At 41.4% G+C, this 15,474-nt stretch carries 14 protein-coding genes; 7 read left to right on the forward strand and 7 right to left on the reverse strand.

What is annotated here, in order from left to right; all coding sequences use genetic code 11:
- Window positions 1-16: 16 nt before the first annotated feature.
- From MSG37_RS04805 to MSG37_RS04820, 4 genes are all read right to left on the reverse strand, one after another.
- Window positions 17-418 carry a rhodanese-like domain-containing protein gene (locus tag MSG37_RS04805; RefSeq protein WP_248469434.1) on the reverse strand — a complete coding sequence of 134 codons (402 nt, stop codon included), beginning with the start codon at window positions 416-418 and terminating at the stop codon, window positions 17-19.
- A 186-nt stretch (window positions 419-604) separates the two neighbouring features.
- Window positions 605-1,783 (reverse strand): PatB family C-S lyase, encoded by a 1,179-nt coding sequence (locus MSG37_RS04810; RefSeq protein WP_248469435.1) that lies wholly within the window; start codon window positions 1,781-1,783, stop codon window positions 605-607.
- A gap of 278 nt (window positions 1,784-2,061) precedes the next feature.
- Window positions 2,062-2,595: an RNA polymerase sigma factor SigZ gene (sigZ, locus tag MSG37_RS04815; protein WP_248469436.1), complete on the reverse strand. Its 534-nt coding sequence runs from the start codon at window positions 2,593-2,595 to the stop codon at window positions 2,062-2,064.
- A gap of 190 nt (window positions 2,596-2,785) precedes the next feature.
- Complete coding sequence (locus MSG37_RS04820) at window positions 2,786-3,436, reverse strand: class I SAM-dependent methyltransferase (protein ID WP_248469437.1); 651 nt, start codon at window positions 3,434-3,436, stop codon at window positions 2,786-2,788.
- A 259-nt stretch (window positions 3,437-3,695) separates the two neighbouring features.
- Here MSG37_RS04820 and MSG37_RS04825 point away from each other — a divergent pair, with 259 nt between their 5' ends.
- Window positions 3,696-4,514, forward strand: a complete 819-nt coding sequence (locus MSG37_RS04825; RefSeq protein ID WP_248469438.1) for a DUF2797 domain-containing protein — start codon at window positions 3,696-3,698, stop codon at window positions 4,512-4,514.
- Between the two features lie 75 nt (window positions 4,515-4,589).
- Here the strand turns inward: MSG37_RS04825 and MSG37_RS04830 are convergent, their stop codons facing one another.
- From MSG37_RS04830 to MSG37_RS04840, 3 genes are all read right to left on the reverse strand, one after another.
- Entirely contained in the window at window positions 4,590-4,997 is a 408-nt protein-coding gene (locus MSG37_RS04830; protein WP_248469439.1) for a hypothetical protein, read from the reverse strand.
- Between the two features lie 63 nt (window positions 4,998-5,060).
- A complete protein-coding gene (locus tag MSG37_RS04835; RefSeq protein WP_248469440.1) occupies window positions 5,061-5,630 on the reverse strand; it encodes a DUF4136 domain-containing protein in 570 nt (189 codons plus the stop codon).
- Window positions 5,631-5,851: 221 nt separating this feature from the next.
- A complete protein-coding gene (locus MSG37_RS04840) occupies window positions 5,852-8,767 on the reverse strand; it encodes a collagenase (RefSeq protein WP_248469441.1) in 2,916 nt (971 codons plus the stop codon).
- Window positions 8,768-9,608: 841 nt separating this feature from the next.
- Between MSG37_RS04840 and MSG37_RS04845 the strand changes: the two genes are divergently transcribed.
- The 6 genes from MSG37_RS04845 (at window position 9,609) to MSG37_RS04870 (ending at window position 15,354) form a co-directional block, all read left to right on the forward strand.
- Window positions 9,609-10,202, forward strand: coding sequence for a LysE family translocator (locus MSG37_RS04845; protein ID WP_248469442.1), 594 nt, complete (start codon window positions 9,609-9,611; stop codon window positions 10,200-10,202).
- A 19-nt stretch (window positions 10,203-10,221) separates the two neighbouring features.
- On the forward strand, window positions 10,222-10,788 hold the full coding sequence (locus tag MSG37_RS04850) for a DUF1415 domain-containing protein (protein ID WP_248469443.1): 567 nt from the start codon (window positions 10,222-10,224) through the stop codon (window positions 10,786-10,788).
- Between the two features lie 71 nt (window positions 10,789-10,859).
- Complete coding sequence (locus tag MSG37_RS04855; protein ID WP_248469444.1) at window positions 10,860-11,633, forward strand: ribonuclease H family protein; 774 nt, start codon at window positions 10,860-10,862, stop codon at window positions 11,631-11,633.
- A 111-nt stretch (window positions 11,634-11,744) separates the two neighbouring features.
- Entirely contained in the window at window positions 11,745-12,155 is a 411-nt protein-coding gene (locus MSG37_RS04860) for a hypothetical protein (RefSeq protein WP_248469445.1), read from the forward strand.
- A 157-nt stretch (window positions 12,156-12,312) separates the two neighbouring features.
- Entirely contained in the window at window positions 12,313-13,671 is a 1,359-nt protein-coding gene (locus MSG37_RS04865; protein WP_248469446.1) for a leucyl aminopeptidase family protein, read from the forward strand.
- A 516-nt stretch (window positions 13,672-14,187) separates the two neighbouring features.
- Window positions 14,188-15,354 carry a hypothetical protein gene (locus tag MSG37_RS04870; protein ID WP_248469447.1) on the forward strand — a complete coding sequence of 389 codons (1,167 nt, stop codon included), beginning with the start codon at window positions 14,188-14,190 and terminating at the stop codon, window positions 15,352-15,354.
- Window positions 15,355-15,474 lie beyond the last annotated feature (120 nt).

The following is a 15,474-nucleotide window of genomic DNA, read 5'->3' on the forward strand; positions in this document are numbered from 1 at the left end:
CAATAGAATCATGCAGCTATTCAGTGCGCGTTTCGATTTCGCCTTGCTCATTTTGCCAAGCAGCAAAACCACCAGCTAGATTCAGCACTGGCTTTAAGCCCATATCATGCGCTTGCTTAGCAGCGTAAAGTGACCTTAACCCATGGGCACAATAAAACACATAAGTTTTATCTTGATTAAATATAGGATTATGTACCGGACAATTAGGATCAATTAAAAACTCTAGCATGCCACGCGGACAAGTAAACGCCCCAGGAATAACGCCAAGCTTGTCTCGCTCAGCGCCCTCTCTCACATCAACAAAAACGTAATCATCATTTTGATAGAGGGCCTTTGCTTCCTCAATACTGATATCTTTAACCACTTCACGAGCTTCAGCTGCTATCGCTTGAATGCCCTTAATAATGTTTTGAGCCATTTGTATTCTCCTCTCTCGCTAATTAAAACCAAACGAGTTAAGTCGATTGGACAATTAGCAAAATAATTATTAAATTCTTTAACTTTCATCGGGCCATGCTAAAACGTGAATAACACAAATGCTGCAGAGACTGCGTTATAACACTTAACTGCCCACACAGAGCTAATATACGGGTCTGTTGAATATTTAGTTTTGTAACTGACTGATTGCGCTCTTAAGTAATTCAAATGACGCTTGGATCTGCTCGAGTGGCGCAGCAAAATTGAGTCTATAAAAATTTTCATCACTTTCGCCAAACCATGTACCAGGTGTTAACGCCAACTTCGCTTTTTGAGTCAATAAACTTTTTAGCTCCGCAGAATCGAGTTGTAAGCCGCTAAAGTCGAGCCAAATTTGGTTAGTGCCTTCTGGCAGATAGAATTTAACCTGTGGCAATTGCGCAGTTAAATACTCAGCGATCCAATCTCGGTTAGCTTGAGTGTAATCCAAAAACGCCTCAAACCACGACATACCCTGCTGGTATGCTGCAATCGTTGCATAAGTCGTAAAGGCATTGCCGTGATCTAACGACATAGAGCTCACCGTAGAGTTAATTTGCTCCTTTAACTCAAGGTTGTCGCTGTAGATATAGCCATTTGAAATACTGTTCAAACCAAAGTTTTTTGCTGGCGAACCAATAATCGAAATACTCTGCTCATAGCCCAACTCGGTAATGCTAGTGAACTCATTACCTGCAAAAATAATATCGGCATGCACTTCATCGCTGATGATCAAAGTTTGGTACTTTTTAGCGATAGCGACTAACTGCTCAAGCTCAGCTTTTTGCCATACACGGCCGACCGGATTATGGGGATTACATAGCAATACAATTTTTACATCGCCTTGCTTTAACTTGTTTTCAAAATCTTCAAAATCCACCACATAACGACCATTTTCAATCTTTAAGCTGTTAGGTACTGCCGTTCTTCCAGCGGACTCAATTAAACGGCGGAACTGGTGATACACAGGAGTTTGAATCAGCACGCCATCGCCCTTTTGTGAAAACTCACGGATAAGCAAAGCAATTGCACTTAGCACACCAGGCACTTGCACAAAGTTATCTGGGTTAAGCGTTAATTGATGTCGCAGCTTGTTCCAGTCACTTATTGCATTAAATACAGTTTTTGAATCAAACTCATAAGAGTAAGTTTGTCTATCAACTAGCTTTTGCATAGCGTCAGTGATAGGAGCGGCTATTGGAAACTCCATATCCGCAATCCAATACGGCACAACATCATCGGTACCATAAACCTGATTGAGCATTTGGCTATCGCTCTTAATAAACTTGTGGCCAATTGATTTGTTATTTACTGCTGAACTGAACATGGTTTTCTCCAACCGAAATAGTCTGTTTGCAAATAAGACGTTTAGTTAGCAAAAAAGACGCAAAATATATCGATTAATTCCGAAATATTTTTAAATACATGGAAAATTGAGCAAGTTCCCATCGGTATAGTTAAGAATCGACGGAAATGAAACGGCTAAAAATGCTGGAAATACTGGAAGTGGTAGAAGTAGTAGAAGTGGTAGAAGTGGTAGAAGTGGTAGAAGTGGTAGAAGTTTAAACAGCGAACAGTTAAAACTCAGCGTTCAATACCTCTTGTCTAACAAGCCAAATGTCGGCATTCAATCTTAGGCTTAAAATCCACCACACCTTGCTGATCTATTTCGATATCACAATAGGTCATCAACACAGACTTAAATTTAACCCTGCCACGTTGAATACGACTCTTAGCACCAGACAAGGAGATCCCTAAACGATCTGCGACCTCTTGTTGCGACAAACCATCAACTTCAGACCAAATCATCGCCATGTGATATTTCTCGGGCAAGCAATCAAACATTGGCCGCAAACATTGCGCCATTTTATCCAACGCTTGCTCCTCTTCAACATCATCAATTAAGTTGTCTGACAACTCATCATAGATTTCGCGGCTACGATAAAAGTCCATCATCACATTGTGAGTAATCCGGTATAACCAACTCTTTAAACTATCCTGAGATTTCAACTGGTGCAGATGACTACTAGCTTTGATATAGACCTCTTGCAATATGTCGTCAACGACATCTACATCGTCGATATTTTTTAGCACGTAATGCCTAAGTTGCTCTTTATGATTAAGCCAATCAGCTAGCATAGTAATCTCATCTCAGGTTAAACCGGGGTTAGCCGTATCGATGTGATTATAATTCGATAAAACCGGAAATACAATATTACTAATTTTAACACGACTCGCTTAAGTTATTATTCGCCAAAATGATGTCAATAACAGGCGCCAATAGCTGACGCTAACAAACCAATGTCATATTCTAAATAACAGTTTGTCATCAACAGCTTAGTTTACAGATTAAAATCTCGACCCGTTTATCAACCATATCGCCGGTATTACTCACACCATGCTCAATATGTTGCTGCTGTTCTATAACCGTAAAGCCTACTTGCTCAAGTAAGTTACTGACACTTTGTGCGTCATAAAGCTCAAAACCATAGGCAGTAAATGGTAAATCTTGCATAAAGTCACGATGGCCAAAGGCAATACCAAAAAGTCCTGACGGTTGCAGCACTCTTTTTATCTCAGCTAAGTGCTGAATGGGGTTTTCCCAAAAGTAGAGCGTATGCACGGTAAACACTTTATCAAACTGATTATTTTGATAAATTTGCTTCGCAGAGTTACCTTGTTGAAATTGCGCCTTACCAGATCCAATTAAATGCTGATTAATACGTAGCGCTTCATCAACCATTTCTCGTGACCAATCTAGGCCGAAATAGCGAATATTTTCTGCGGCATTAACAACATCTTCAGCAAAAGCGCCATTACCCGGGCCAATCTCTAATACTTTATCGCCCGCCTTTAACTGCAAAAGTGCAATACACTTTTGATTAAGGCCCAAATTGGCTTTATTCATCTGCTTTGCAACGTCAATTGCTTGTTCACCATTAGGGCAACGCAACTGCGCTGCGACTTGTTTAGCTTCCATTTTATCTTCCTTGATAGTTAAGTTATTGCTCTGAAAACACAGTAACTGATCAGGCCGCAGCATTCTACCTTGCAAAAAACGATGGAATAAGATGCCTAGCTTTGTCAGAACAGAACCTACAAATAGCAACGCCTTGGCCTGCGACTTATTGTGCTTTTGGATTTAAATTTATTCCAATACAGGCAATCGGAAAAACCATTCCAAATGTGGTTTAACAATCTGTTAGACTAAGGCAAATACCGATAAAAATAGAAATGTCATGCTTGGAACGTTAAGAAAAATGCGCAGCCACTTAGATGAGAATAATGTGGTGCAATATCAGCTGCCTGTAGGCGATGAATTACTGGACTTAAATCCACTAATTGGTAGTCAGCTTACCCTTACTCATACGGGTAAAATCCTGTGTTGTAACTGCGGTAAAAAAACTAAGAAAAGTTACTCTCAAGGCCATTGTTATGTGTGTATGCAAAAGCTAGCAAGCTGCGATATGTGCATAATGAAGCCTGAAACTTGCCACTTTGCTGCTGGTACGTGCCGAGAGCCATCATGGGGTGAGGCAAACTGCTTTGTGCCACATTATGTTTATTTGTCTAATACCTCTGGCGTAAAGGTTGGCATTACTCGCCACACTCAACTTCCAACCCGCTGGATAGATCAAGGTGCAACCCAAGGTTTACCGATCTTTAAAGTAGAGACTCGTTTGCTTTCAGGTTTAGTCGAAACGGCACTTGCAGAATTGATTGCAGATAAAACCAATTGGCGCACCATGCTAAAAGGTAATGCAGATGATCTTGACCTAAAAGCGCAAGCCGCAACGCTGGTACCACAAATTGCAGCAAGGCTAAAAGAGATCACAGCTGAACACGGTGAGTTTGCTGTCACTGAGCTTGATGAAGAGATCCAACCGATTAATTATCCAGTAGATGCTTTTCCAACTAAGATAAGCTCACACAATTTTGATAAAAACCCGGAAGTATCAGGCATTTTACAAGGCATAAAAGGCCAGTACCTTATTTTTGATACTGGCGTCATCAATATGCGAAAATTTGGTTCTTACGAGATAAGCGTAAGCCTATAATTAGCTGACGTAGAAAGACCTTATCGGCTCGTTTAATTGAAGTTGTCACAAAGCAGCCAATTTAACGAGTCGATTTTACTTTTGTGCTTCTTTAGCCATTACCTGTAATTTGGCTTTTTTGGTAGCACCAACCACTCCCAAAGTTTGGCTACCTACACTGTCATAGGTCAGCTCGATAGATTTTAAGTCTCCACTTGGCACACTCATACTGCGACTTGAAAGCCCTTTAGTTAACACACCAAGATTATTGACCTTTTTATTGCTGCCATCGGCCATATTAAAAACCACTTGGTCTAAGTTTACCGTGCCTTGGATACACTTAAGCTTAATGTGACTAATCTGCTGTTGCGCTTTTTTCACCTTAACTTTATCGGTTTCAGTTTTATAGTTAACGGTTTTCTCTGCAATTTGTAGCCAATCATCGGCAACAACTTGATTAATACTGAGCGCCAATAGTAGTGCTGTAAGGTTAATCCATTTCATCTTTGTTTCCTTAGTGATTTTGTATCGATACCGCTAAAGAAAATATAGCACTGATAAACAGAGTTAACGCACTGGCACTGGTTTTAGCATACTTGATAGTAACTGCTCAAAGCGCTGTTCTCTCTGCTCAGGTGTTTTATCTAACTCAGTAAAGCCTTGCGCTAAAACGCGCCATACTGGCATAGGACTAGTTGGATTAAATAACGCAACTAAAACTGAGCCTTTTTCGTACTTGTCGTCAACCCCTTCTGTAGATAAGCCAGCCACCAGCCCCGCTTTCTTTAAAATCTCTTTGTCGCTCATTTCAGATTCTAGCGCTAAGCCATAACCCACCAAAATGCTCGGCTTTTCATTCAAACTTGCTAAGTGATAGCCTTTATTTTGCATCACCTGAGTGAGCGCCGATTGCATATGCTGGCTCACCATAGCTTCATCGACTTCATCATTTGCATGGACTGCAAACATAGTTGGATGCCATGCAAAAGCGGTTGAGCCGTTATTAAGCGAGCTTAAATCACCGCTAATTACCATAGTTGTGCGCGTTGCTGCTATTTCTTGTTCACTGCCTGTTGAGCTACAAGCTGTTAGCAGTATTAAGCTAAGCATCGCTACCCAGAATGTTTTATTTATCATAAGTCTAAAAATCCCTCTTATTGCCTTTATCACCTGAATTAATATCAATCCATATAAGGCTATCACCTTACACATTAACCTAACCTGACTTGAGCTTACTGTCGACTACCTCAAGTGCCATTAGAATAAATGTGACTATTATTGGCATGGTCTTATACCAATCCACAAAAAAACCGGCGCCTAAGCACCGGTTTTATCTAGTTTCTATATTTGCTAGTAAGCTACTTTATATCAACCACTAGGCTTGCACCTGTGCTCGATGGTGCGCCATCAGCGCTGATATAATACCAACCTTCGCTTGGTGTATTGATCGTTAAGCTTTCAACGTTACCTTGATTTTCAGACTTAACTTCAAACGAATCAGGTCCCGCCCAAGTTTGGCTATTACCGTATAGGTTTACATCGCCACTACCGTGACCACTTGCTACATTCACCTCAGCAGTACCCGCTGGCACATAGAAGTAATAGCTTGAGTGACCGTCAGCAATACAAATTGCTTCACCAAACTCAACGCCACCATAACTATATGGTGATTGTGTTGCGCACGCATCAGCTACTGCAACAGGTTGCGTCCCGCTATCACCGCCATCCGTTAGGCTTACGCTCAGACTGACTCCGTCATACTCTGCACTCGCCACTAAGCTAATATAGACCCAACCACGGTTTGCTATAACATTAAGCTGTTCGTTATTACCTGCTGTGGCAGATTTGGCAGTATAAGCAGATGGTTTAGCCCAAATACTTTGGTTGAAATACACGTCTACATCACCATTACCACCATCGGTGTTGATATAAAGTGGTGTATTATCTTCATCAATATAAGTGTAGAAATAGTTGATATTAGTGCCAGCAACACACTCTAGCTGATCTTTAGTGAGATTACCGTCTGTAATCGTTGCTACGCCGCAATGCTCAACAGGGATAACTGGGCCGTCAGTATCAGCGTTATCACCTATGCCATCACCGTCAGAGTCAGCCCATTCTGTTGGGTCGTTCGGGAAAACATCTGAGTTATCGCCATAGCCATCGCCGTCTGTATCTGTCGTCTCTGTAGCATCGTTAGGGAATGCATCAGCGTTATCGCCGACTCCATCGCCATCAGTGTCTTGAGTTTCGGTTGGATCATTCGGGAATGCATCTAGATGATCTGCAACACCGTCACCATCGGAGTCCACTGGCGCAACAATACCCGGATCAATTGTTTCGTCATTACTGGTTACTGACGCCAACCAAGTATTCCACTCGCTGTTATAGTTCTGACCAATCGTATTGTCGATATAAGCCAGCCAACCCGCGGCATCACCACCACGCGCAAGCACTAGTAGCGCATCAACATCGGCACGATGATTTTCAAACAAGAAGCGCACAGCCAAATAGCCCCAGCTATACACTCGCTCTGAACCACTGTTATAAGTATTAGATAGGATCTCACTTAAGCTATAAGCCTGTGACCGACCTAATTCAATTGCGCCGTCATTACGGTTTTGCTTAGAAATATATTCAGCTAAACCTTCAGACCACCACACCGACTTACCGGTATCGATATCAAAATAGTTAAACGCGCCATATAAATTGAAGCGACCATCAAGATAATGCACATATTCATGCTTAAGGTTCCAAACAAGGATATCCTCAGTCCACGTTGCTTCATGCGCAATAAATCTTGCTTGATTACCCTCTTGTGATGGCGTGCCCTCTAAATACATACCGCCGTTATCTGTGCTAATACCAAAAATAACTCCTGCATATTGGGCATAATCATCATAACTATCAAAAATGTTTACTTCTAAACTCTCGTTTAAGTCATCTGCCACAGGCTGATAACCCGTTGCCAATACATTGTGGAATAGCGTTTCTTCAGCGCCCATTAGATCGCACGAATCTTGTAACTCGGTATTGCTTAACTGTTGTGCACGAATATAAATGGTGTCGCTACAGTTGTAATTAATAGGTAGTGCCGTTTGCTCAAGCTCGGCTTCCCAGCCACAAATACCAAACAACTCACAGTCGCCAGGATTATAATAGTCTAGATAACCTGCACCATCGGCCCATTCGGCAGACATGCGCTCGAACTTGCTCATGTATAATTGCACACCATCATTTAGGCGAGTTTTAAAACTTTCAGGCAAGTTCCAGTACTGCTGATATTCATAAAAACGACCAAACTCATGAAACGCATCGGTTGACTCATATTGATAAGCAGAGTTGATAATATAATCACTAGTCGCGATATTAAGCAGCGCGTCAATCAAGTCACCATGCTCTAGGGCTTTCTTGTTGTAGTCTTCTTCCCAGCTACCGTAGTAAAGCGTGGTTAACGCACTTGTGAGCGCGGCGCGATGACGGTTACTCGCTAAAAAGTCGGCATTAAATCGCTGCAAATAATCGGTGATCACCGGTACGCTTTCTAAAATATGATCGGCACTAGACCAAGAGGTGAAAAACTCAGATAAGGTATCGCCAGCATCTTGGCTGAGATCAAATAGGTGAGGATTTTTTGCATATTCAAGCAAAACTGAATACACAGCATCGGCAGCTTGAGTATCGTTATAAGTCAAATCGTCGTTATAGAACTCGATATAAAATGCGCCACGAAGAAAGTAAAACAAATTACGCATCTCTGTGCCATTGCGGCTATCGTAACTAGCGGCAATATTCTTGGCTTGATTAGCAACAGAAACGACATTTTCCACCTGATAAGCAGCTACTGACGCGGCGTCATTTCTTGAGTAAAGCTCTGAAATACATGAGATATCAGCTTGTCTGACAAAATCAAATAACGCCTGACCAGTCAAATCGGCAAGCTCACTGCTGCATACATTAGCTTCAGTCTCAGCTGCCGGCCCAACAGTCCCCATAGGGCCTTCAATCTTTTTTGCAGGCTTACTCTTTGGTGCTTGTTGACGCTTGTTAGTATCAACGCCTTTTTGCTGACCGGGGATATTAGCGCCTTTTTCAAAACGCTTTTTCTTGTTAGCTACGCCATGAGCAGGTTTTGCAGCCTCAGCCACTTTAGCGGTTTCAGTGCTGTGAGCCAATGCTGAGTTAGGTAGCAAAATTGCCGAGCAAGCGAGTGCTATGGCATGCATTTTAAACTGACTTTTGTTAAGCCATACATTCGATGATTTGATTGACATGTGTAACTCCAATTATTCACGGCTACATGGCTAAATCACCTAATGCTTAAAAGTGATAAATGCTGCTTGCAGCATTGCTTACCGTGTTTTGACTGTAATATTTTTATAATTGTTAATCTTTTGTTAAAAAGACTTTTAAGTTTATAATTTATACAATATCCACAATCAAGTATTAAAAACCGACTTTGTTGTCATCTTTGCGTAAGCTTGTTGTGGTAAGTGAATGAAGATTCACCAGTCAAAAAAGTGGCACCTCCTATCGACTTATAGCGATAAATCAAATTGGAGTCAGGTTATCTTAGGATTTATAACTAGGTAAATTTGCTTATTAAGTCGTGCTATCACATGGAGAAATTCTGCATTAATAAGCAACGATAATCAGGGGGCTGTTAATTAGGTGGTATGTAAAGGCTAACTTAAGCGGATAAGGCTAACTCAATGCCTATACGTCAATTTTTAAATGCAAACTTTACTTAAGCTTAGTTGAATGAGTTTGCCATTCATCAATGGGATCTGTGCTTTATTCTGCGACTTAGAATTAACGACTAACGCTTTGACATAATAGCTGCAGCAAACAAGCAAAAACCAATACGTCAAAAATTTTCTCCGTTAGTCATCACCAAGCAGATAACCAGCAAAACCAAGTGAAAAAGTGACTAAATATGCATCTATAATTTATTTAATAGTGCATATAACAAAAAGGAATGTCTTATTACTACGAAAGCTTGGTATTAGAAGATAAAACACTATTAATCTCATTTGGCTAACAGGTTAGAATGCTTAACGCTAAATACGGCAAAAGTTCAGCATCTTTTTATTCCCAACTTTTGAGTTACGCTTTATGGAACTGATTTTAACCATCGCACTGTTCGCCTTTTCTTCAGGCATAACTCCCGGCCCTAATAATATAATGCTGATGTCATCTGGAGTGAACTTTGGGATAAAACGTAGCCTGCCGCACTTGTTAGGGATCTGTATTGGATTTCCGACTATGGTGCTTGCCATTGGCCTAGGTTTAAGCGCTGTATTTCAAGCTTATCCCATATTACATAGCATCATAAAATATGTTGGTATTGCTTACTTATTGTATTTGGCTTGGCTAATTGCCAGCAGCAGCGCAAAAATGAACGGCAAAGACACGGCAAGCCCACTTAGCTTTATCCAAGCGGCAGCATTCCAATGGGTTAACCCTAAAGCTTGGATTATGGGGATCGGTGCTATTGCGACTTTCACCACCATGAACCAAGCTCTCGCACCACAAGTATTAACCATTGCATTGGTGTTCTTTTTTGTCGCACTGCCGAGTGCTTTTGTTTGGTTAGGCTTTGGGGTTGCATTAAAGCGATTACTAAAGAACCAAAGGCAACAAAAGGTATTTAATGTCACTATGGCGCTCTTGCTTGTACTGTCGATCCTGCCTATGATCCGCCCATAACTCTTCAAAGGCCATTCTCATGACTCAGGTAATCCCACCCGAATTACAACCGTACGCAACAGAAACCGAAAACTGGGTCAAGCAAGTGATTATGAAATATAACATTTGCCCTTTTGCTAGACGCGAAGTTGAGCGCGCCAGTATTCGCTACGCCGTGATTGACGAGTCACGTTTGCAAGATGTACTGCAAGCCCTCATCGACGAGTGCGTTTACTTAGATAAAAATAAAGAAATTGAAACTACCTTATTTATTTTACCTCGTGGGTTTGAAGGCTTTTACCTGTATTTAGATTTGGTTGATATCGCCAATGACCTGCTTATTGAACAAGGCTATGAAGGCGAATATCAATTAGCCAGTTTTCACCCAGACTACTGTTTTGAAGACGAGCTACAAGACTCTGCCGCAAATTACACTAATCGCGCTCCTTACCCAACTCTGCATATTATTCGTGAAGCGAGTATGGAGCTGGCGCTATCGACTTACGATGAACCAGAAACCATCCCTGAGCGCAACATCGCTTTTGCCGAACGTAAAGGTACTCAGTTTTTCGTGGACTTATTAGCTAACTGCAAAAAAGCTCAGTAATTTTAATTTACCGCCTTTTTATATCAATGGCGACAACGCCATTATTTAACCAAATTTAGGATCTACGCCTTATGGCTAAAAAGTATTATGTTGTGTGGGCCGGGCGTGAAACCGGTATTTTTACCAGCTGGGATTACACCAAAAAACAAGTGGATAAGTTTCCACAAGCAAAATACAAGTCATTCCCAACGGAAGCTGAGGCTAAGGCCGCTTTTGCTAACGCGCCAAGCTATGGCTCGAACTTTGGCGCTGGAGCTAAAAAAACTGCCTCTGCAAGCAAGACTAAAACAGCGGCTAAAGCCAGTTTAGATATCGATTTAACTCGCTGCGATGTTTCAATTTTTACCGATGGTGGCTGTGAGCCCAACCCAGGTAAAGCAGGTTCTGGTGTAGCTGTTTATCTCAATGCTGAATTAACCGAACTTTACTATGGCCTTTATAACGCTAACGGTACGAATAACTCTGCCGAGCTAAATGCACTGCATCAAGCCCTGTTAATTGCAGATAAATCGCTAAAACAAGGGCTGAGCGTGCAGATTTTAAGTGACTCTCAGTATTCAATTAACTGTATTACCAACTGGGCTTATGGCTGGAAAACCAAGGGCTGGAAACGCAAAGTTGCAGGCGATATTAAGAACTTAGATATCATCCAGCAATCTCATGAGCTCTATGATTCAATTAAAGATAAGCTCAACATTCTGCACGTTGCTGCGCATGTGGGGATTGAGGGTAACGAGTTAGCTGACCGCATGTCAATTTACGCCATTGACCAAAAAGATCCGACGTTTTGCCGCTATCCAGAGCCTATAGTATTAAGCGAAATATTGAGTTTACGCGCAGGCTAGTTTCTCTAGTTCCTCGCAAAGTGCTGATATACAAAGCAGTTGACACTTTTTTACCTTTTTATGCCCGCTTGAGGTTAGGTTTAATGTGTCGACTGTGGCACAATCGCCGCCATGAAAATCTACATCCACCTACATAAAGCCCCTATTCGCGTTATCCGTATTGGAAGACGTCGTTTTTGGCTGCGCCTAAAGCGCGATATGTTGGTGTTAAAAGATGCGCTTGCTCAAGAAAAGCAAGAGACTAAAGATATGTTAGTCACCTATAAGCGTTATACCTGCAGACAAGCTTCAAAAGAAGAACTAACTGAAGCCAATAAACAGTTTGCTGATCTTTTAAAAGGTCTAGGTTTAGGCATGTTTGCGGTTCTGCCTTTTGCGCCAATTACCATTCCTTTGGTAGTCAAACTTGGGCAAATGGTTGGCGTTGATGTATTACCTAGCTCGTTTAACAATATGTCAGAACGCAAAGCCAATATGATGCGTATTGCAAGTAAAGCTAACCTTGAGTCTAACGCAGACTAAATTGTTTTTAGACAGTAATTTATTCATCCTAACCTGCCCTATTACACCCTCTTACCTCTTAGTAAAATAAACGCCTACAACCTTTCTACCCAATCCAAGGCCTGATACTCTATTAGCCAAGCAATTCTCATTATTGATAACAAATACGAGTCCCTACATGAGCAACCTTATTATTTCTGGTGCTTCAGGCATCCCACTATTCATTTTTAATAACGACGCATATGCCAAATGGCGCGAGCAGCAAGCCCCACGAGTTAATAACTGGCTAAATAACACTAAGTTTAGTGGCAGCGGCGCAAGCTTAATCCCAAATGCAGACGGCGAATTAGAGCAAGTTATCTTTGTTAGCAACAGTGATGATTCATACTGGTTGTGTGGCGATCTAGTCAACCAATTGCCAGCAGGTCAATATGAGTTGCGCGCGCCAGAGCAACAAATCAATACCGCTGCTTTTAGCTGGGGCTTAGGCGCTTATAAGTTCGATCGATACAAAGAAAATACTAAAGAGTTACCAGTACTGATTGTGCCAACTCAAGCACAGGCCGATGAAGCTAACAAATTTATCCGTTCAGTCTCTTTAGTACGCGATTTAGTCAACACGCCTGCCGCCGATATGATGCCCCAGCACCTTGGCGATACCATGACAGAAATGGCCACTGAGTTTGGCGCAGAGATAAAACAAATTGTCGGTGATGAATTGCTTGAGCAAAATTATCCGACAATTCATATGGTTGGCCGCGCGAGCGAAAACTTACCGCGATTAATCGACCTGACTTGGGGTGATGAATCAGCCCCTAAGCTGACATTAGTGGGTAAAGGTGTGTGTTTTGATTCTGGTGGATTAGATTTAAAACCAGGTTCAGGTATGCGCTTAATGAAAAAAGACATGGGCGGCGCAGCACATGTTATTGGTTTAGCTCAGCTAATCATGGCGCACAAACTTCCGGTAAGATTACGCGTACTAGTGCCTGCAGTTGAAAACGCCGTATCAGCCAATGCCTTTAGACCCGGCGATGTTATTACCACGCGCAAAGGCATTACCGTTGAGATTGACAACACCGATGCAGAAGGCCGTTTGGTCTTATGCGATGCATTAGCTGAAGCCAATAACGATAAACCAGAGTTAGTTATCGATTTTGCTACGCTAACTGGCGCCATGCGTATCGCACTCGGTACTGAACTACCGGGCTTTTTCAGTAACGATGAAGAAGTTGCCGCAGGCTTTACCGCATCAGGCCTTAAAGTTGATGACCCAGTTTGGCGTATGCCATTACACAGACCGTATCTTGATTTAACGGGTAGCGATATTGCTGACCTAGCCAACTGCGCTAAAACGCCATTTGGCGGCGCAATCACAGCAGCACTTTATTTAGAAGAATTTGTTGATAAAGGCATTAGCTGGAGCCATTTTGACGTTATGGCATACAACGTGCGCAAATTACCAGGCCGCCCTGTAGGCGGTGAAGCATTTGGTATTCGCGCGGTGTTTGATTACCTACAAAACCGCTTTAAATAGTTATTAAACTATTGCTCGTTAATCCTATAAGGCCCATTTATGGGTCTTATTTTTATTCGTTTCAATTCCATAGAATCAAATTCGCTTTAAGCTCCAACTACAAATAGTCCGCCAAACTTCCCAAGACAAATCGTAAGAAAAATGACACTAAAGGGCTAACAGCGTTTTGCAATGTGTTATCAAAGCCTTTTTACCCCTCATCCGAGCGAGTTCCTTTCAACCAAAAACAGGTTAAAACTCCAGCAAAAAATATATTGATGTTTTTTAAAAACAGTAAAAATTCATTTTATAAAAGTTCTGCGACAACCTAGATAATAACTAAAAATCTTTAATCGATTACTTTTACTACAGACAAATTAATTAAAAGCTATCTAAAGTATCATCTAGCTCACAGTATTAAATAATCGATACTTTATCGCTGCTGTGATTGCGTATTCAGTCACAACATCCGAAAAAAATATAGATACTATTCCTGCCCTAAATCCAATGTCGGATTTCATTTAGCGAGAATAAAAAGTGAAAAAGTTAAAGTTATCGATTCTAATTGGTGCATTACTTGCTGCGCCTACTGTTGCTATGGCTGACGATTTTCAACCTTCTGTTGAATTAGGTGGCGCACTAAAGGTTAAGTATTTTGTTGATGATGCTAACCAAGCCTCTAAATCAAATGGCGGTGAATTTGCGTTTGATGCATTGGAATTAGATATCGATAGTCAAATTAGTGAAAACTGGACTGCTAGCGCAAAGTACATTTTCAAAAACTCTTCAAGCAACCATTTCGTTAAATACGCTTATGCTGCATACAATGGTGTTGAAGATTGGCAATTCCAAGGCGGTATCATTGGTAAGCCTTTTGGTAACAAGAGCTTTATTTCTCACAGCTGGTGGGAAAGTATCAACTACTACATGGGCTTTGAAGACGATTACGATCTAGGTGCTAAAGCAATTTATAACTCTGGCGCTTGGACTTCTGAAATCGCATTCTTCAAAAACAGCGAATACGCTGCTAATGATACTCGTAGCTACGCTGCAGATACCTTCTCAGGTGACATTTGCGTAGCAACTGATGCTCAAGGAAACTGTACAAAGACAAATACTTACAACAACGAAGAAACTAACACTTTCAACATTCGTCAGTCTTACGTTTTAGACTTCGATAAGTTAACAGTACAACTTGGCGCATCGCTAGAATACGGTCAAATTTACGACTCACTACATGATGACAATGGCACGTCTACTGCTTATGCAGTGCATTTAGATGCGCAGTACAGTGGCTACCAGTTACAGCTACAAATGGTTGATTACGACTACGACCAGTTTGATAGCGAAGGCAAAGACGGCCTATACGCGATGAAGATGGGTGAAGGCGCTTATGAAGTTGCCGCTAAAGGTCAAATTTTTGCAGCAAACATCGCTAAGTCTATCGGTTATGACTGGGGAACTGTAACTGTTTACAACGACTACAGCCACTTGACTCCAGATACAGACGTTAATGCTGACTTAAATGACTCTGTAATTAACACTACAGGTGTTAGCATTGCCGTTTCTGACTTCTTCATCTTCGTTGACCACATTTATGGTAAAAACGCAGTATGGATTGGTGGTCAATCAGGTTTAGGCATCGAAAACCAAGATGATGACTTCCACTCACTATTCAACATCAGCGTTAGTTACTACTTCTAATACTGATGCTATTCCAACTTAATTGCTAGTGAGTTTAGATATTAGCTAGTTAACTGATTAAGTCGAATATCTCAAATTAAGGCCTGTCTATGACAGGCCTTTTTGCTATCTATTGGACAA

The organism is Shewanella sp. 1CM18E, from assembly GCF_023161665.1.
In the GTDB taxonomy this organism is placed as follows: domain Bacteria; phylum Pseudomonadota; class Gammaproteobacteria; order Enterobacterales; family Shewanellaceae; genus Shewanella.